The sequence below is a fragment of the Leuconostoc sp. XM4 genome, assembly GCF_055698815.1.
Genome location: NZ_CP134507.1, coordinates 513,229 through 532,109, shown reverse-complemented (window position 1 = coordinate 532,109; position 18,881 = coordinate 513,229). Strand labels below are relative to the sequence as shown.

Genomic DNA, 18,881 nt, shown 5'->3' with positions numbered 1-18,881 from the left:
GACCTCAATATTTATTTATTTTAGTAAGTATTTGTTTTTCCGCCATCATCAAACTCACAGACTCATCAAAAATCATTTCACCTTCTATGCGAAGTGAGTCATCCCTTTGATACCAACGAGTTAAATCATTAGGAGTAAAGTCAGTGACTTGCTTAGTGCAATGGCGCCGAACTGTCTCGTTCAAGGATAATTGGTAATAAACAGTAACCACTTGACTAAAATATTGGATTTGCTTACGTATCATTGGACCATAAACACTATTTTTCAAAATGCCCTCTAGTATCACAAACTGTTCTTGTTGATTACCAAACTCAAGTAACTGTTCGATTAGCGATATCGATAAGTTACCCACCTGATCCTTAACATTGAGCATTTCCCGACGAACAATATCTTGAGATATGAGTAGGCTATCTGGTAAAACACGATGTAATTGATGGGCTAATGTTGTTTTACCGCTACCAGAATTGCCACGTATAATAATTAGCGTTGTCATTCTGCTCGTTTAATTGGTGCAAAAGCGGCTAATAGCTGCTTTACCCCTTCTGATGGGAAAGCAACTTTTAATTCTTGATCTTGTGCAGATCCCGACACAGAAACAATCGTACCAATTCCCCATTTTTTATGAGACACCTTATCACCAGGCTGCCAAACCGTACTATCAGCACCGGTTGTTCCTGAAGTTATTTTGGTTACTGGGCTGGCCGCCTTATAGGTTGTGGCTGTTGCTCGTTGCATTTTCTTATCAAATGGAAAAGATCGATCATTTGATGAAGAAGAGATACCACCATATTGTGTATCCAATAACTCGCTTGAAATTTCATCAATAAACCTCGAAGGTTCATTTGCTTGCGTGCGACCATACAATAAGCGTGAAAAAGCATTAGTTAGATATAATTTTTTCATCGCTCGTGTAATACCAACATAAGCCAAACGACGTTCTTCTTCCAGTTGGTCATCATCCATCATAGCCCGTGACAAAGGAAAAATACCTTCCTCCATACCAACTAAAAAGACAACAGGAAACTCCAATCCTTTAGCTGCGTGTAAAGTCATTAAGGTAACTGCCCCGTCACCTTCTTCAAAATCATCCAAATCACTCATTAGTGCAGTTGAACTCAAAAAATCAGTCATCGGATCAACGGATTCGGAATCGTCTGGATTGTATTTTAAGTCGAATTCCTTTGTAACTGACAAAAATTCTTCCAAGTTTTCTAGACGACCTTGACTTTCAGGATCATTTTTTTCGGCTAGCTTTTGACGATAGCCAGATTTTGTCATCGCTAATTCAGCAAGTTCGGTCACAGTTAAAAACTCAGTCTGTTGACGCAAATTGTGCATCATTTCAGCAAACTGAATTAATTTTGAAGCTGCCTTAGCTGTAATTTCTGGTGCTAATTCAATATTTTCAATTGCGCCCATATAAGACAAATTCATTCGATTGGCAAAATCCCGTAACCGATTAATCGATGTTGCACCAATACCACGTTTAGGTTCATTAACTACTCGTTCAAACGCCGCATTATCAGCAGGATTTGTCATCAGATTCATGTATGACATGATATCAAGAATTTCTTTACGCTCATAGAACTTATGTCCACCAACCATGGTGTATGGCATATTAGCTTTCACAAGTGCTTCTTCAATACCACGTGACTGCGCGTTCGTACGATATAATACTGCAAAATCACTGTATGCTGCATTCTTCTCTTGGCGTGATTTTTGAATGTTGGCCAAGACAAAGTTAGCTTCGTCACGTTCTGTTTGCGCGCGATAATAAGTAATCTTATCGCCTTTGCCATTTTCAGTCCAAAGGCTTTTGTCGATGCGCTCATTATTATTATTGATAACTGCATTCGCTGCATCTAAAATATTTTGGGTTGAACGATAGTTTTGTTCAAGCAAAACTGTGTGAGCGTCTGGATAGTCTTTTTCGAAGTTTAAAATATTATTCATGTTAGCCCCACGCCAACCATAAATAGACTGATCTGCATCACCTACAACAGCTAAATTACGTGAACGTTTCGCTAGTAAGTTAACAATCGTATATTGCGCATCATTGGTATCTTGATATTCGTCAACATGCAGGTATTCAAACTGATTTTGGTATCGTTCCAGAACGTCTGGCGCTTGTTTGAATAGATCAATCGTAGACATAATTAGGTCATCAAAATCAACGCTCTGAGCGCGACGTAGCTCTGCTTGATATGCGGCATACACTTCAGCGACAGTTTCCTCATATACATTACCAGCCTGCTTAGCATAAGCCTTAGCTGTCAACATATCATTCTTAGCATTGGAAACTGTGCCTAAAATTGTGCGTGGGTCATATTGATTAGTATCTAAGTTCAGATCGTTAATAACCCGCTTCATTAACGTGCGTTGGGCACTTGTATCGATAATTGTAAAATTACGTGCTAGGCCAATTCTCTCGCCATCTCGACGTAAAATTCGCACGGCCATAGCGTGAAATGTTGAGACCCAAATTTCTCTTGCAATTTCTGGATCAACTAGTTGTGCAATACGTTCACGCATTTCACGAGCAGCCTTGTTGGTAAATGTAATTGCCAAAATACGCCATGGGTATACATTTTTATCTTGCACCAAATGGGCAATACGATGTGTCAAAACGCGAGTCTTACCAGAACCAGCGCCAGCCATAATCAATAATGGTCCTTCAGTGGTTTGAACAGCCTCTGACTGTTTATCATTCATTCCTTGAATTAGGGTTTCAATTGGCATTTTTATGTCCTTACTTGTAAAAATAACTTCCTTTATTTTACCATTTTTCATGTAATAACTCTAATGGCTCTTCCGAACATGCTTCCATTGTCATTCTAACATTTTTACGCACACGTCCCTCATAATCAATGATAAAATAATAAGCATAATCACCAGTAAAAGCATATTGAAGGAAAGAAGCATTCTATGAAATTAAGACCACTTGAAAAAAGAGATCTCCCTTATATTTACGAACAAGAAAATTCACGTAAGGTGATGGCATTATGGTTTGAAGAACCTTATACATCTTTTGATGAATTACAAATTCTTTACGATCGTCATATTTTAGATCAAACTGAACGTCGTTTTGTTGTGGAAGAGAACGATCGTTTTATCGGTGTTGTTGAATTAATGGATATCGATACGCTACACAGACACACAGAAATTCAAATCATTATCCATTCAGAGTTCCAAGGTCATGGTTACGCACAGGCTGCTATGAGAGCAGGAATAGAGTATGCCTTCACAGTACTGAATATGCATAAAGTTTACTTGTATGTTGATGTGAATAATTCGGCAGCTATTCACATTTATAAAAAAATTGGTTTCATTCCTGAAGGTACTCTCCGTCAACATTTTTTTGCTGAAGGAGAATACCATGACAGTTTAATGATGGGTATTTTCCCGCATGAATTTACATTTTAAAAACAAAAAAAGTAGACTAACGTCTACTTTTTTGTTGCATCAAATCTTTCCAAATGCCAAGTTTGAATAATTGTAATTAACTTTTTAGCGTAATTAGGATCCGTCGCGTAACCATCCTGTGTTAATGCTTTGGCAGCCGAAGCGTAATCATCTGCATCCAAGACGTGTTGATATTGTTTTGCATTCCAACTCGTACCATCATGCAATAGTTTTGCATGTGCTTTCATACTTTCTTGCCAACTATCATAAGCCGCAAAACGTCCTTGAATGGTGATCCATTCACCATTAACATACTCTTGCGTTGGTAATACAGCACTTTTTTGTCCTGCATCCGCTTTAATGCCATATAGATTATTATACTTTGTTGATAACGTACTTGTGTGCCAGTCAGACTCTAAGATAGCTTGCGCAATGCTAATTGATGCCAGGACCCCATATTTTTCTTGCAGTTCACGAGCATATGGCGCTAGTTCATTAATCCAAGCCACCTTCTTTGCTTCTTCACTGTTTGTATTGATCTGATTGTTTTGAGGTCTTTCATAAATCGCAGTGTTGGATGTGACGGCGGCTAAAATAACCAATGCAACTAACAAGCCACACAACATACGCAATCGCTGTTTTTGTAATCCTTTTTTTGATCTTCTTCGCTTTTTTTTCGCCATTAATATTGATCCATGAGTAATAATTGTTTAAATCTTGCTGAAGTTTGATGCAATTCAGCCGGTGAACCGCTCAACGTGAATTTTCCATTCTCTAAAAAGTAAACTTTATCAACATTTTCGATTCCTGTCAAATGATGTGTGACCCAAATAATCGTTCGATCTTTGAGAACTGAAAATATTTGGGATAAAACCTCGTACTCTGTTTTGGGATCTAGTGATACTGTTGGTTCATCTAGCACCACAATTGGCGCATCTTGCAGCATGATTCGTGCTAAGGCAAATCTTTGCCGTTCTCCACCAGAAAAGCGTGTTCCTGCTTCCTGCATTTGTGTATAGTATCCGTTGGGTAAGGAATTGATTAATGGCTGTAACCCAGCTTGCTTAATTGCTTTTTGAACTTGCTCATCAGTGGCATGAATATTTCCCATACGCACGTTGTTCATAATCGTTGTATCAAATAAATACGCCTGTTGATCCAACACAGCCACCAAACTAGACATACTCCCTTGTAAGTTCTGGACTGGCGTTTCATCGATTGTTACTTCACCCAAAGATGATTGGATATCACCTGCCAAAAGCTTTAATAAAGTTGTTTTTCCTGCGCCTGAACGACCAAGTAACGCAATTTTTTCTTTAGGCTGAACTTCAAATGACAAATTATCAACAATTGTTTTGTCCCCATACTTAAATGTGACTTGATTAAAATTAATTACTGCTGAGTTAGTTGTGTGTCTAGTCTCCTGTAGCAAGGTTGGTTCTGGTAAATCATTTAACCGCACAATGCTATCTTCGTAGAATGAGGATTCACTTACACCTTGATTCACAGCAATAAAGCTATCAATTAGAGGAAATATTGCAAGTGTGAAAGCCGCAATATAATTAACTGTACTTGAACTATCAGAAAACTGATTGGTTGCCCACATTAAGGTTGTTATAGTCAATATCAATACTAAAACTTGAATGACAAAATCACGCCACCAGCCAAATTTCATACTTTGGTTCTTAACATGAGCTAATCTTGACATTGTTTCGCCTTGATTTTGTACTAAATCTTCTTGTCGTCCTGATAGCACCCAATCTTGCAAACCTAAAATAGCATCGGTTGCATCTATATAAAGACTTTGCTGTAATTTCTTTTGTTGTTGCACACCTTTATAGTTCACTGCCAAACTCAATAATGGCACAATAACCAAGATAACAGCCAACATAACAAACCACCACAACATGAATAACCAATTAATTGTGCCAATTGCTATTGTGAGAAAAAGGTACAATACCATACCTGAACCTAATGGAAAAAGCGTTCTAAGGTAGAGATTTTGTAAACGGTCTAAATCGTCAGCAAGTAAACTAAGTACTTCACCTGTTTGCAGTTGTCCTCGAATACTGCTAGCCGTGCTGGCCGCACTTTCGTATAAACGCTTACGTGTTTTCGAAACGACACGTAATACCCAATTGTGTGACACCAAACGCTGTGCATAACGAAAAACTGGACGCGCAATGCCAAATGCACGTGTCAGCACAATTGGAACATAAATAATGAGAATATTAGAAGGATGTTGCGCAGAACGAGAAATTAGAAATCCGGATACAAACATTAATGCACCAGCGGCAAAAGTAATCATAAAATTCAAAAATATCGACCAAAAAAGGCCAGATTTTTGTTGACTTAAGGACGGAAGAATCCATCTATCTTGTGACAATAATTTTTTCAATCGCTTCATTTCAGACCACCTTTATGTAATTCATGACGCAGCGCATTCAAAGCACTATTGGTATCAGCTAGTAAGACACCAGGCACGCCAGTTTCCACAATGCGCCCGTCACGTATCACAATAACTAAATCCATTTGATCTAACCAGTGTAACCGGTGTGTTGCAAAAAAAACTAAGTGCTTATCCAAGATAGTTGACATCGTTCTCTTTAAATCAATTTCAGTTTCAATATCTAAATGAGCCGTTGGTTCATCAAAAAGGAGCACTTTACGAGATGAATCTAGCAACATTCTTGCTAAGGCTACACGCTGCGCCTGCCCGCCAGATAGTTGACGCCCACTCTCACCAATTATTGTATTCAACCCTGCTGGCAATTCATCAATCAAACTGGATAAACCTGCTTTTTCAACAGCTTCATTGATTGCTTCGTCACTAGCACTTGGTGCGTAAAACCTAATATTATCACGTAACGATTCATGAAAAATATAAGGTGTTTGTGGCATATAAAAAAACTGCTTCTGCCATTGCTGTTGTGTTAAATATTTGATCTCCTGTCCATTGATATTTATCGTTCCTTGTTCAGGTTGTAAGAAGCCTCCCAAAATACTTAGTAGTGTAGATTTACCAGAACCACTTTCCCCAACCAAAGCAATTTTTTGATACCCTTTAGCGTGCAACGAAATATCTTTCAAGGTGACTTTTGAGTCATAAGAAAACTGCACAGCGTTCAATGACAATTCACTCTCTGCTTGCCATTTATTTAATTGAAGTTCATCTTGTGGACCGACAATTTTGGTATCAATTACTTCCAAAACATCAGTTAGTGAATTTTTACCATTCAAAGTTGCGTGATAATCATCAGCAAAATTACGCAAAGGAAGAAAATATTCTGGCGCTAAAATCAAAATTGTCAACGCTGGGAAAAGTGCCATTTTGGCGTTCATTAAATCCATTCCTAAAAACACAGCAACAATTGCAACTGATAAAGTCGTAAAAAAATCAAGCGCAAATGTTGATGTAATCGCAATTCTCAGCGTTCGCATGGTTGTTTTTCGATAATCTTCTGAAATATTATAAATTTCGTCACCATATGATTGCGATAAACCTAGTTGCTTCAAGGTTGGCAGGCCTCGTAAAGCATCTACAAAACGATTATTTAAGTTCTTAAAATTAGCGAACTCTGCATCAGCTTTACTTTGTGCTGCCAAGCCCAAAATGATGAAAAACAATATAACCACTGGAAATACTAGCAATAAAAATAGTCCCTGTTCCCACTTAAGATAAACAATATATAGCAGAATTAACCAAGGAATAATACTCAAATCAAAAACTTTAATCAGTAGTAGTTGAAAATAGTTTTTAACATTATCCAATCCCGCACCTAGTGTTGTAACCGCATTTCCTGTACCCGATTGTTTAATAATACTAGGGCCAATTTCGGCATACTTAGCCAACAATTGAATACGATAATTTTCCACTGTACGATCAGCAAATTTCGACATATAGTTATTTTTTAACACAATCAATAGTTGTCTCATCAAAAAAGAAAACGCAAAAAACAATACATTAATGAGTGTTTGGTCAATGCTTTTACCTTGCCATAAATCAGCAATTGCTCGGGCCAAGAAAACTCCCTGGAATATAATCGAAAATGCTTGAATTCCTGTCAAAATAACTAAGATTACCAAAGAACTAATAATACCTGGTAACGCAAAAAGTCTTTTATCTATCATATTTTTTATATGTGTTAAACAATGGTTTGTTATCTCTATAACAATACCCTGCCAAACACTCTCCTTAAATAAAAAAACGCCTACAATCAATTGTAAACGTTTTTAGAATTATTATTCAACTACCTTATCAGCTACAATACGCTTACGGAAAACCCAGAAACTCCATATTTGATATCCTAATGTCAATGGTAAAGCTGTTAATACAACAAATGACATCACTTTTAATGTATATGGCGATGACGATGCATTAATAATTTTTAAACTGTGTAACGGATTGTTAGCTACCATTAAACGTGGGAATAGGCCAACGAATATTAAGATAACGACTTCAACCAAAGTCAAACCAGATAAAATAAATGGGAACACTTCTTTTTTCTTATTAACCGTTAAATACCAACCAATAACTGTGGATAGGACAATTGCCACTAGTATAATTAATGTCCATAACAATTTAGTTTGGAAAAAATCCGTGTAGAAGAACAGCAGAATTGCAAATAGTGCTTCTCCAGCCAACAAAATTGGATATAGAACTTTCAATTGTGCCATTGCTCTTGTGCGAATATCACCGATAATACGCAGTCGTGTATAATTCAAGCCATGTACATAACTCATTAATGTGACAGCAATACCGCCCACAAGCGTAAATGGTGTTACATAATCGAAAAATCCAGCCGACAAGTTTCCCTTAGCATCCATTGGCATACCTGATACCATTGCAGTAAAAATCATTCCTAAGAAAAATGGTGCGATAAACGAGCTAATTGCAATGAAACGTTCCCACAACTGTGACCCCTGAATGGTAGGCATATGTTCACGAAATTCAAAGGAAACACCGCGATAAATCAATGCCATCAGTACAATGAACAATAGTAAGTAAAATCCTGAAAACAGTGATGCGTACCAATAAGGGAAAGCTGCAAACATTGCGCCACCCGCAGTAATTAACCAAACTTCATTGGCATCCCAATGAGGTCCGATAGATTCATACAGCGCTTCTCGATCATCTTGATTACGGGAATTGAAAATAAACTGCATGCCAATGCCAAAATCATAGCCTTCTAAAAAGAAGAATCCTGACCATAATATGGCAATCAAAACAAACCATAAAATTTGTAAGAAACTCATCTTGCTGCCTCCTCACTTCCTGCTAAATCCTCATATGGATCACGTGGTGATAGCTCTTCCTCTTTTTCTGCATCAGGTCCATCGTGCAACACACGACGAGACAACCAGATCATAACGCCACCAAGTGACGCGAAGGTTAAGAAGTAAACTATATTTGAAATGAGTAACGAAGCGGCAGAAACATTCGGTGATACAGCATCAGCGATTGTCATTAATCCATATACAACCCAAGGATAACGTCCTAATTCTGTTACCAACCATCCCGCGGTATTCACAACAAATGGGAAGAACGTCATGATTCCTAGAATCCATAAGAACCAACGCTGAGTCAAAATTAAATTCGTTTTTCTACGATTGAACCAAAGCGCTACAAGAGCCACCATACCTAATAATCCGGCGCCAACTGCCATCACACGGAAAGCATAGAATAACGTATTTTCTGGCACATAGTAATCTTTAATGCCATCATGTGTTTTTCCATATTTTTTTTCAAATTGCTTGTTTAACTCAGTTGTCCCTACAGTTGTGCCACCAGTTAAGGAATGATTTCCTAGAATTGATAGTACGTATGGTACCTCAATTCTTGCGATTACTTTATGTGTTTTCGGATTAGTAACAGATAACAATGACCAAGGCTGTGCTTTATCAGCGCGTTTTGACGAATCCATTGTCTCATCAACGCCTTCCATAGCAGCGTACTTCATTGGTTGCATAGACTGCAACTCAAAAGCATGACGATCCCCGGTAATTACCGTACCACCAACACCAATCAAACCAACAACTAAAGCAATATTAATGGACTTACGGAAAAAATCAACCTGCACATCATCTTTTTTAAGCTTCAACAACTTAAATGCAGACATTCCTGCAATGATAAAGCCACCGGCAACAAAAGTCCCCATCAAAACGTGCGGAAATTCAATCCATAGCTGTTGATTTGTCATTAATGCAAAAATACTTGTCAGCTCTGCACGCCCCATATTATTATCAATGGCATACCCAACAGGATTTTGCATAAATGAGTTAGCGGCCAAAATCCATAACGCTGATAGGCTAGAGGCAATGGCTACAATCCAAATAAAAATGACATGAATTGCCGGTTTAAAACGGTCCCAGGTAAATGACCATAAACCAATGAAGGTTGATTCAGCAAAGAAAGCAACGAGCGCTTCTATTGCTAATGGTGCCCCAAAAATGTCACCTACATAACGTGAATATGCCGACCAATTCATACCAAACTGAAATTCTTGAATAATACCCGTTACCACACCAACGGCGAAGCTAAGTAAGAAAATTTTGCTCCAAAATTGGGCCATTTTCTTATACACTTCTTCCTTCTTAATCACATACATTGTTTCCATTGATGCAACGACAACTGCTAAACCAATTGACATCGGTACAAAGAAAAAATGAAAAATCGTGGTCATCGCAAACTGAAAACGCGCTAAATCAAGTATGCCCACTAACGTAACCATAATAATTCCTCCAAAAGACACGATCAAAATTTCGACATGTCTACCTCAAATATTTAAACTAACTCTAAACTAAGTAGTTTCTACCTTTTCTAGTTTATCACTTGATAAGCTACGTTGAAAGTAATTTGCCCCTTTTTAACACAAAATAAAAATACCCATGATGTTTGAATCATGAATATCAGTATTTATTATTAATGCACACTATTAATTAAAATTTGAATCGTCTTCAAGGAAAGTATTCAAAACTTCTTCAACCATATCCCATTCTTTATCATCTTCAATTTGAATTAATTCTTCTTCTGTAGCATCGCCGTTTTCATCGGGGTTGAAAATGTATGCTTGAATATCAACTTCTTCATCATCTTCAATACCTTCTGGTACTAACAAAATATAGTCTTTATTGTACTCATCTGAATGGAATGTGAATAACACTTCATATAATGCTTCATCGCCACTTTCATCAATTAACGTAATTTTTTGTACTTCTGCGTTATTTTCGCTCATTTTCTTTTCCTTATCAAATGTCATAAGTTCATTATACAATAAAAGCCTTGTTCCGTATAGGGACAAGGCTTTTATTCTACTTGGTTAACTTGCCTTTCGAATCTAAATAATTTTGTAAAATAAATTCAGCAGCTATTTTATCGATAACTTTTTTTCGCTTTTTACGTGATATATTAGCTTCTTCAATGAGCATACGCTCAGCTTCTACCGTAGTTAACCGTTCATCCTGAAAATCAGTTGGTAAACCAAAGGTTTCCTCAATCAACTTTGCATAGTTTCGGGATGCTTCCGCACGTGGTCCCTCACTATTATTCATGTTTTTTGGCAAACCAAGAACAACACCTGTTGCGTTTTTCTCTTTGATGATCTCTCCCAATCGATCAATGCCAAATTCTTTATCATCCTCGTTGATGCGGATGATTTCAACACCTTGCGCTGTCCACCCCATCGGATCACTAACCGATACACCAACTGTTCGACTACCAACATCTAGTCCTAATATGCGCATTATTTTTTCAAATAGGCGTGTACAAGTTCTTCAATGATTTCATCGCGTTCATGACGTTTAATTAAATTACGTGCGTCATTTAAACGTGGAATATAGGCCGGATCGCCAGACATCAAGTAACCAACTATTTGATTAATTGGATTATACCCTTTTTCTTCCAATGAACTATACACAATCTCAAGTGTTTCATGGATATCTTTTGGCATTTGATTACCAAAATCAAATATTGCTGTTTCATCTCCTACTGTCATAGTACACGCTCCTTTCTTTAGAAATTATCTCCATACTGCCTTGTTTATTCACTCATTATACTACGCTATAATCACATCAATCAAGTTACAAACAAGTTACTTATCTGCTAAGAATGCCGAAACTGCGGCAAATGCATCTGGAATACCTGCAGGCTTTTTCCCACCAGCTTGAGCCATATCCGGACGTCCACCGCCACCGCCACCTATGTGTGGTGCAATAGATTTAATGAGTTCGCCGGCCTTAATGCCCGATTGATTAGCATCTGGAGCAGCAGCAACAATCAAACTTACTTTTTCATCAGCAACGGTTGCTAGTACCAAAACATCTGATGGATAATTTTCTTTCCAGTTATCCGCAACTTGTCGTAAGCCATCCATGCCAGAAACCTGTAACTGGGCAGTAATATAAGTATGTCCATTGACAGTTTTTACATCATTAAATATTTCACCTGCTGTAGCATTAGCTAATTTAGCTTCTAATGATTCGGCATGGCGCTGTACCGTACGTAAATCAGCTTGCAAATCATATACTTTCTCCGGAGCATCGGTCAGTTTTTGTGCTTTCAAAGCAGTAGCTATTTCCTTCAAAGCTTTTTCCTGAGCCTTATATTGTGAAAGTGCTTGTAGACCAGTTACCGCTTCAATACGGCGTACCCCTGCACCAATTCCTGATTCACTAACTATTTTAAACAGACCTAACTCTGCGGTTGAGTTAGCATGAGTACCGCCATCAAACTCTTTGTTGAAGTCACCAATGGATACAACACGGACCTGATCACCATATTTCTCACCAAATACGGCAACTGCACCTAATTTTTTCGCAGACTCAATGTCAGTTTCTAACCAAGTAACCGGTAGGTTCTTAGCAATTTCTTGATTCATCATCGATTCTATTTTATCAAGATCTTCGCTTGAAACGGGTCCCTCATTATTGAAATCAAACCTTAAATATTCCGGTTCTACTAATGAACCCGCCTGATGAACATCACCGCCAAGTACATTACGTAATGATTGGTCTAACATATGCGTTGCTGTATGGTTTTTGGATACGGCGATATGACGTGCCATATCAACCTTCAAATCTACTTTATCACCAAGAGTAAAGCTTGAAATGACATCAACAGTATGAATATGTTGTCCGTTTGGAGCTGTTTGAACATCTGTCACATGAGCAATCACATCTCCATTGGTGTTCAAAACATCACCAAAGTCAGGCACTTGTCCACCCATTTCGGCATAAAAAGGTGTTACATCAAAGGCTACTTGTACGGTAGCATCAACATCAGCATTATCCAATAGCGCATCAACACCTTGTTCATCTTCGCCAATAATAGCAACGATTTCCGCATGATTGACTTCAGTTTGGGACCAACCGACATACTTTGAATCGACACGCAAATCAGTTAATACAGCATTTTGAACGCCCATTGACTTAGTATTAGAGCGTGCAGCACGAGCGCGAACGCGTTGCGCTTGCAACTCATCATTGTATCCATCCACATCCACTGTCAACCCAGCATCTTCAGCTTGCTCTTGCGTCAACTCAAGTGGGAATCCATAAGTATCAGATAATTTGAAGGCATCGGCACCACTAATTTGTGTCTGACCCGTCTTTTTAGCTTCTTTAATCACATCATTCAACAAAGAAAGTCCGCCTGTTAATGTTGCATTAAAACGCTTTTCTTCAGCAGCAACAGTCTTTTGAATCTTGGCAGTGTTGGCTTTAACTTCTGGGTAGTAGCTTTCCATGATGTCCCCAACAATTGGTACCAAGTTAGTTAAAAACTGTCCTTTAATGCCTAATTTTTGTCCATGCAAAACTGCGCGACGCAACAAGCGACGAATAACATATCCACGTCCCTCGTTTGAAGGCAAAGCCCCATCCCCAATTGCAAACGTTATTGCACGAATATGGTCGGCAATTACTTTAAAGCTCGTATTGACCTCTGAATCTTGGCTATCATCATAGGTAAATTGATTTGATAATTTCTCTGTGGCCCGAATGATAGGTAAAAACAAGTCTGTATCAAAGTTAGTGCGGCCATTTTGGAAAACAGATACGACACGTTCAAGCCCCATACCAGTATCAATGTTTTTGTGCGGTAACTCAGGGTATTGTGAATTATCTGTTAATCCTGGTAAATGATTAAATTGGGAGAAAACAAGATTCCAAATTTCTAGATAACGTTCATTTTCACCACCCGGATACATTTCTGGATCATCATCAGGTAAATCTTGAAATGAACTGCCACGATCAAAGAATATTTCAGAATCAGGGCCAGAAGGTCCCTCCCCAATGTCCCAAAAGTTGTCTTCAACTTCATAAATGTGACCATCCGGCAAGCTAGTTTTTTCTTCCCAAATTTTTCTGGCTTCCTGATCTTTAGGATACACAGTTACATACAATTTTTCAGCATCTAAGCCATACCACTCAGGACTAGTCAATAACTCCCAAGCCCAAGGAATTGCTTGTTCTTTAAAATAATCACCAATTGAAAAGTTGCCCATCATTTCAAAAAGTGTATGATGTCGAGCTGTTTTTCCAACGTTTTCGATATCATTGGTACGAATTGCCTTTTGAGAATTGGTGATACGTGGATTATTTGGGACCACTGTACCATCAAAATATTTTTTTAAAGTCGCAACACCGGAATTAATCCATAACAATGTTGGATCATCTTGCGGAATTAGATTTTTTGAAGGTACAACTTCGTGACCCTTCGAAGCAAAAAAATCTAAAAACATTTGGCGAATTTCTGCTGAACTCAAGTCTTTCATAAAAAATTTTCTCCTTAAATAATATAAAAAGACCAAAACAAAGTGCGGACGCTCTACCGTGGTACCACCGCAATTTGTAATGATCTTGAATAAAATCTTTACCTTTATGTCTCATAACGCTGAGCAGCGGTGATTTTTCAATCACAATTAAGTCTGGTAGCGCAAAAAAGCCAACGTGTGCTTTTCATCACCCAGCACATTTCTAACTGACGGACGGCTAATTCGTATGTCCAGAATTCTTAATCATTATATCATATTACCAACCAATGTGATTATCAGTTTTTGGTAATGCAATTTTACCCGACGCTAAATCAGAAAATGCTTTTTCTAATATTTCAAAGGCGCGCTGCAACTCCTCTTCTCGAATAACTAGTGGGGGTTGAAAACGCAAGGTGTTTCCTCTTAGGCTAATCATAATCGCCCCTAACTCAAAAATACGATAAATTAACTTATTAGTTGCCTCATTATCAGCTTCACCATGATCATTGATAATATCAATACCACCATTCAAACCATATAAACGGACGTCTCCAATAAAGGCATAACGTTTAGCAGCAGACTCAAAGAATGCTTTAGCCAACTCACCCAGTTGTCGAGAACGTGCAACTAAGTTCTCCTCTTCAATAACGTCTAGCGTTGCTAGCGCTGCCGCTGCTGTTACTGGGTTACCAGCGGTCGTGTAAACATTAGCTGGTGCTTGCAGACTGTCCATAATTTCTTTGCGCCCAATAACTGCACTTAAAGGCAATCCACTGGCAATCGATTTACCAACACTCATTAAATCTGGGGCAATCCCAAAATGATCAATTGACCACATTTTACCAGTTCGTCCAAGGCCTTGATTAACCTCATCGACAGCAAAAACAATGCCATGTTCACGTGTAAACTCATAAACCAATTCAACATAATGTTGTGGTGCTTTGATAATTCCACCATCACCTTGAATAGGTTCAATAATAACTAACGCCACTTCATCTGCTGGTAAATAAGTCTCAAATGGTAATTTAAACTGTTTAAATAAACGTTCGGAAAAATCATTGTCGCTTTCTCCGGCTATTCGTTGCGTCTGATCAGGAAAAGGTACTTTCACCGTGTTTGGCAATAGTGGCCCAATTTTTCGAGTCATATTCAAGCTGACTCCTGAGATAGAAAGCGAACCATATGTAGAGCCGTGATAAGCACCCGTAAAACTGACAACATATTGTCGCCCAGTATATCCACGGGCAAACTTGATAATCGCATCGTTTGCATCCGATCCCGAATTACCAAAAGCAACTTGTTTTTGGAAGTTCCCTGGTGCTACATTCACTAAGCGATCAGCTAATTTTGCAGTCACCGTGTTAGCAAAATATGCAGGCGTATACTGAATTAATTTTTGAGCTTGGCTAGTAATTGCTTCCACAACCTTTGGATGTGAATGACCTGTATTAGTGGCACTTGCACTAGCCAATAAGTCAATATAGTCATGCCCATCTGCATCCGTAATGATGGCTCCTTTTCCGTGATCAATGACAATATCAAAATATTTAACCCGCGTTGCATTTGCCAAGTGAATTTTTTCTTCTTCTAAAATCTCTTTATTTTTTGACATTTTTAGCAGCTTTCACATTTATTTTTAGATTTATATACAAGAAAAGCCCTGTAAATTCAGGACTTTTTGTTAGATTATTTTTGAGACAACTTACTATGCTTAGAACCGTAAACGGCATAAATGATTATACCGACCACAAACCAACCAAAGGCATAAATCTTTGCTTGATTATCCAACTCATAGAAAATAAATCCAGATCCCAATGCGGCCAATGCTGGCATCACTGGGTAAAATGGCATTTTGAAGCCAGGTTCTTGTATATCTTTACCTTCACGAGGACGTAATGCATAAATACCAAGAGAAACAATGATAAAGGCAATCAATGTACCGGCAGAGATCAAACCAGCTAATTCAGTAAAGCTAAATACTGATCCAATCAAGATAGCAATGACTGACAATACTAACAAAGCGTTGTTAGGTAATCCTTTATCATTAACTTTTCCTAAGAAACTTGGTAACAAACCGTCACGACCGAAGGCGTAAAGCAATCGTGAACCAGCCAGCATCATACCAATAATTGCTGTAAACATACCGATTAAGGCAACCACTGATAACAAATTAGATGTAAATTCATGACCTGAGTGCAATAATGCCCAGGCAGCAGGAGCGGCATTGTCTTTATACTCTGTATAGTGGAACATACCAACTAATACAAGCGCTACTGTCACGAAAAGGATTGTTGCTACAATTAATGAACCAATGATACCTCGAGGCATGGTCTTTTTGGGATCCTTTGCTTCAGCTGAACTAGCAGCAATTGAATCAAATCCAATGTAGGCTAAGAAAATTTGTGAAGCACCTGCGAATATACCCGACCAACCACCAAAATCAGTGCCTGCCTTATGAGCAGGTATAAATGGTACATAATTACCAGGGTGAATAGCTGTTAAACCAACACCAATAAAGATTAAGATAACTAATACTTTACCAACAACCAGCACATTTTCAACACGAGCCGTCGTGTTTGTTCCGCGCCATAGCAATACTGCGACAATCAACACCGCAAATAGTGAAGCTATGTCAATGACACCGCCATTTCCAGCAGCAAATGAACCAGCCAAAGCCTTTGGCAATACTAAGTTATGTGAGCCAAGGAATAATTTGAAGTTTGCTGACCACCCTGAAGCCACGAAAGCGACAGCGATGAAATATTCCGCCAAAAGTGCCCAACCGGCAATCCAGCCAAATACTTCACCAAAGACAACGTTTGCCCAAGAATAAGCAGATCCGGCAAATGGTAATGCCGAAGCAAACTCCGCATAAGCAAACGCAGCAAGTCCTGAAACAATTGCCGCAATTACGAATGAAATTGCAACCGCTGGTCCAGCATGGTTAGCTGCAACAATACCTGGTAAGGTAAAGATAGCTGTAGATACGATAGTCCCAATACCTAAAGCTAACATTTCTTTAACACCTAACGTCTTACGTAGATGTCGATCACTAGTGGTAAAACTAGCAGGAGTCGCTTTATGTAGCCACCCTGTTCTTGTTTTTGATTCTGACATATGTTTATCCCTTCAACTCTATAAAAGTTACTTTAATATATTAACATTTTCTAATTTTATTGTCAACGTTTCCCATATAAGGAATGATTATGCCAATCAAATTATTATTTTAGTTGGATTTTGATAATAAAATAGCGTTTCGATAAAGTTTAATAGAATAAATCTGTTACTTACCACCTTTCCAAATTAAAAATGCTATTCCAATCGGAATAGCATTTTTAATTTAAGCAAATACTGACGTTAAAATTAAAATAATAATCAAACCAGTTACGGAAATAATTGTTTCCAAAACAGTCCAAATTTGGAATGTCTGCTTAACTGATAAGTCGAAAAATTCTTTAAAAATCCAAAATCCTGCATCGTTCACGTGTGAAGCTATTAATGACCCGGCACCAATAGCTAACGCTACGAATACTGGCAATAATGTGTTACCAGGATTGGCGGCTAAAATACCCGTAACAATCCCCGCCGCAGTCATACCAGCCACTGTAGCTGAACCAACTGAAACTCGTAAGACTGCCGCAACAGCCCAAGCAAACAACACAATAGCAATTGGGCTCATGGCACCACCAGCTTGGAAAATCGTCGCAATCTTGTCAGACAACCCCGAAGTAACCAAGACACCACGCAAGGCGCCACCACCACCAACAATTAACAAAATTCCAGCAACAGCTGACATTCCTTCGTTCAATGATTTTCCTACTTCAACCATTGTTTTCTTTTGCCAAATACCCATTGTAAAAATAGCAAAAACTAGTGCGATTGTCATAGCTACTGCAGGATTAGCCACAAACTCAACAATTTGATCAATTGTATTTGGGTTCTTTGGCGTTACACCACCTGTGTAAATTAACTTATAAATTGTAGCAATGATCATGAATATCAATGGAAAGACAGAAGTTAGTACGGACAAACCGAACTTTGGTGTCGCATCCAAGTCATACTTTTTTGCGGGTCCAACTGCTTCAATTTCTGTTTTAAATTGAAAAGCATCTGGTGCATATTTTTGTGCTAATTTTGTAAATGCTGGGCCGGCCACAACTGCAGTAATTACTGATACAATCAAACCAAAAATCAACATCATTCCAATATTAGCACCTAAAGCTGAGGCAACAGCTGTTGGCGCCGGCTGTGGTGGCAAAAATCCTTGTGCCGAACTTAAGGCAGCTGTCATTGAGATACCTAAGTAAAGCAATGGCACACCAGCTTCAATAGCAACAGCAAATACGATTGGAATTAACAACACCATGCCAACACCAAAAATCATTGAGATACCAATAATAAACGATGCGATCAATACTGCCCACTGCAGACGCTTAACACCAAACCAATCAATCAATGTTTTGGCAATACGGTATGATCCACCTGCATCAGCGACTAAGCGACCAATCATACCACCAAAAATAAAGATTACCGAGTTTGGACCAAGAATATTTCCTACTCCTTCACTACCAAGTACGGCACTTGGTATCTCCATGGGCTTCATGCCAAGCAACAAGGCAAGAATAAAAGCAGTAATAATTAGTGAAACAAATGTATTTAACTTTAACTTTGCAATCAAAATAAGCAAAATCAAAATTGACACAATCAACATAACAAATTCCATCTACT

At 38.3% G+C, this 18,881-nt stretch carries 15 protein-coding genes; 1 reads left to right on the top strand and 14 read right to left on the bottom strand.

Translation table 11 applies throughout. From position 1 onward, the window contains the following. Nucleotides 1–4: 4 nt before the first annotated feature. Together RHP64_RS02795 and pcrA are read right to left on the bottom strand one after the other, a co-directional pair. Complete coding sequence (locus RHP64_RS02795) at nucleotides 5–493, bottom strand: kinase (protein ID WP_025267864.1); 489 nt, start codon at nucleotides 491–493, stop codon at nucleotides 5–7. Beyond that, complete coding sequence (gene pcrA / locus RHP64_RS02790) at nucleotides 490–2,739, bottom strand: DNA helicase PcrA (protein ID WP_025267863.1); 2,250 nt, start codon at nucleotides 2,737–2,739, stop codon at nucleotides 490–492. Before pcrA ends, RHP64_RS02795 begins: the two co-directional genes overlap by 4 nt. Before the next feature lie 186 nt (nucleotides 2,740–2,925). Between pcrA and RHP64_RS02785 the strand changes: the two genes are divergently transcribed. Next, nucleotides 2,926–3,423 carry a GNAT family N-acetyltransferase gene (locus tag RHP64_RS02785; protein ID WP_011679390.1) on the top strand — a complete coding sequence of 166 codons (498 nt, stop codon included), beginning with the start codon at nucleotides 2,926–2,928 and terminating at the stop codon, nucleotides 3,421–3,423. Between the two features lie 23 nt (nucleotides 3,424–3,446). Here the strand turns inward: RHP64_RS02785 and RHP64_RS02780 are convergent, their stop codons facing one another. From RHP64_RS02780 to RHP64_RS02725, 12 genes are all read right to left on the bottom strand, one after another. Continuing rightward, a complete protein-coding gene (locus RHP64_RS02780; RefSeq protein WP_025267862.1) occupies nucleotides 3,447–4,085 on the bottom strand; it encodes a glycoside hydrolase family 73 protein in 639 nt (212 codons plus the stop codon). Then, a complete protein-coding gene (gene cydC / locus RHP64_RS02775; protein WP_025267861.1) occupies nucleotides 4,085–5,809 on the bottom strand; it encodes a thiol reductant ABC exporter subunit CydC in 1,725 nt (574 codons plus the stop codon). The genes RHP64_RS02780 and cydC overlap by 1 nt, the downstream gene beginning before the upstream one ends. After that, nucleotides 5,806–7,533 carry a thiol reductant ABC exporter subunit CydD gene (gene cydD / locus RHP64_RS02770; RefSeq protein ID WP_025267860.1) on the bottom strand — a complete coding sequence of 576 codons (1,728 nt, stop codon included), beginning with the start codon at nucleotides 7,531–7,533 and terminating at the stop codon, nucleotides 5,806–5,808. The genes cydC and cydD overlap by 4 nt, the downstream gene beginning before the upstream one ends. Nucleotides 7,534–7,644: 111 nt before the next feature. Continuing rightward, on the bottom strand, nucleotides 7,645–8,658 hold the full coding sequence (gene cydB / locus RHP64_RS02765; RefSeq protein ID WP_011679386.1) for a cytochrome d ubiquinol oxidase subunit II: 1,014 nt from the start codon (nucleotides 8,656–8,658) through the stop codon (nucleotides 7,645–7,647). Further along, a complete protein-coding gene (locus tag RHP64_RS02760) occupies nucleotides 8,655–10,133 on the bottom strand; it encodes a cytochrome ubiquinol oxidase subunit I (RefSeq protein ID WP_014324409.1) in 1,479 nt (492 codons plus the stop codon). The genes cydB and RHP64_RS02760 overlap by 4 nt, the downstream gene beginning before the upstream one ends. Nucleotides 10,134–10,337: 204 nt before the next feature. Continuing rightward, nucleotides 10,338–10,637 (bottom strand): DUF1292 domain-containing protein, encoded by a 300-nt coding sequence (locus RHP64_RS02755; RefSeq protein ID WP_011679384.1) that lies wholly within the window; start codon nucleotides 10,635–10,637, stop codon nucleotides 10,338–10,340. Between the two features lie 76 nt (nucleotides 10,638–10,713). Beyond that, a complete protein-coding gene (ruvX, locus tag RHP64_RS02750; protein ID WP_014324408.1) occupies nucleotides 10,714–11,145 on the bottom strand; it encodes a Holliday junction resolvase RuvX in 432 nt (143 codons plus the stop codon). Then, nucleotides 11,145–11,396 (bottom strand): IreB family regulatory phosphoprotein, encoded by a 252-nt coding sequence (locus tag RHP64_RS02745; RefSeq protein ID WP_004164519.1) that lies wholly within the window; start codon nucleotides 11,394–11,396, stop codon nucleotides 11,145–11,147. The genes ruvX and RHP64_RS02745 overlap by 1 nt, the downstream gene beginning before the upstream one ends. Nucleotides 11,397–11,492: 96 nt before the next feature. Further along, nucleotides 11,493–14,174, bottom strand: coding sequence for an alanine--tRNA ligase (alaS, locus tag RHP64_RS02740; protein WP_014324407.1), 2,682 nt, complete (start codon nucleotides 14,172–14,174; stop codon nucleotides 11,493–11,495). Nucleotides 14,175–14,430: 256 nt separating this feature from the next. Beyond that, nucleotides 14,431–15,765 carry an aspartate aminotransferase family protein gene (locus RHP64_RS02735; protein ID WP_025267859.1) on the bottom strand — a complete coding sequence of 445 codons (1,335 nt, stop codon included), beginning with the start codon at nucleotides 15,763–15,765 and terminating at the stop codon, nucleotides 14,431–14,433. A gap of 74 nt (nucleotides 15,766–15,839) precedes the next feature. Next, nucleotides 15,840–17,270: an APC family permease gene (locus RHP64_RS02730; protein ID WP_011679380.1), complete on the bottom strand. Its 1,431-nt coding sequence runs from the start codon at nucleotides 17,268–17,270 to the stop codon at nucleotides 15,840–15,842. A 223-nt stretch (nucleotides 17,271–17,493) separates the two neighbouring features. After that, the gene (locus tag RHP64_RS02725; RefSeq protein WP_025267858.1) at nucleotides 17,494–18,876 is read right to left on the bottom strand and encodes a gluconate:H+ symporter; all 1,383 of its coding nucleotides are present in this window, start codon (nucleotides 18,874–18,876) and stop codon (nucleotides 17,494–17,496) included. Nucleotides 18,877–18,881 lie beyond the last annotated feature (5 nt).

Coding starts and splice junctions, on each gene's coding strand:
- RHP64_RS02785 (WP_011679390.1), top strand. CDS start 2,926: ATGAAATTAAGACCACTTGAAAAAAGAGATCTCCCTTATATTTACGAA.
- RHP64_RS02755 (WP_011679384.1), bottom strand. CDS start 10,637: ATGAGCGAAAATAACGCAGAAGTACAAAAAATTACGTTAATTGATGAA.
- RHP64_RS02735 (WP_025267859.1), bottom strand. CDS start 15,765: ATGTCAAAAAATAAAGAGATTTTAGAAGAAGAAAAAATTCACTTGGCA.
- RHP64_RS02745 (WP_004164519.1), bottom strand. CDS start 11,396: ATGACAGTAGGAGATGAAACAGCAATATTTGATTTTGGTAATCAAATG.
- pcrA (WP_025267863.1), bottom strand. CDS start 2,739: ATGCCAATTGAAACCCTAATTCAAGGAATGAATGATAAACAGTCAGAG.
- RHP64_RS02730 (WP_011679380.1), bottom strand. CDS start 17,270: ATGTCAGAATCAAAAACAAGAACAGGGTGGCTACATAAAGCGACTCCT.
- cydC (WP_025267861.1), bottom strand. CDS start 5,809: ATGAAGCGATTGAAAAAATTATTGTCACAAGATAGATGGATTCTTCCG.
- RHP64_RS02795 (WP_025267864.1), bottom strand. CDS start 493: ATGACAACGCTAATTATTATACGTGGCAATTCTGGTAGCGGTAAAACA.
- ruvX (WP_014324408.1), bottom strand. CDS start 11,145: ATGCGCATATTAGGACTAGATGTTGGTAGTCGAACAGTTGGTGTATCG.
- cydB (WP_011679386.1), bottom strand. CDS start 8,658: ATGAGTTTCTTACAAATTTTATGGTTTGTTTTGATTGCCATATTATGG.
- RHP64_RS02725 (WP_025267858.1), bottom strand. CDS start 18,876: ATGGAATTTGTTATGTTGATTGTGTCAATTTTGATTTTGCTTATTTTG.
- RHP64_RS02760 (WP_014324409.1), bottom strand. CDS start 10,133: ATGGTTACGTTAGTGGGCATACTTGATTTAGCGCGTTTTCAGTTTGCG.
- cydD (WP_025267860.1), bottom strand. CDS start 7,533: ATGATAGATAAAAGACTTTTTGCGTTACCAGGTATTATTAGTTCTTTG.
- alaS (WP_014324407.1), bottom strand. CDS start 14,174: ATGAAAGACTTGAGTTCAGCAGAAATTCGCCAAATGTTTTTAGATTTT.
- RHP64_RS02780 (WP_025267862.1), bottom strand. CDS start 4,085: ATGGCGAAAAAAAAGCGAAGAAGATCAAAAAAAGGATTACAAAAACAG.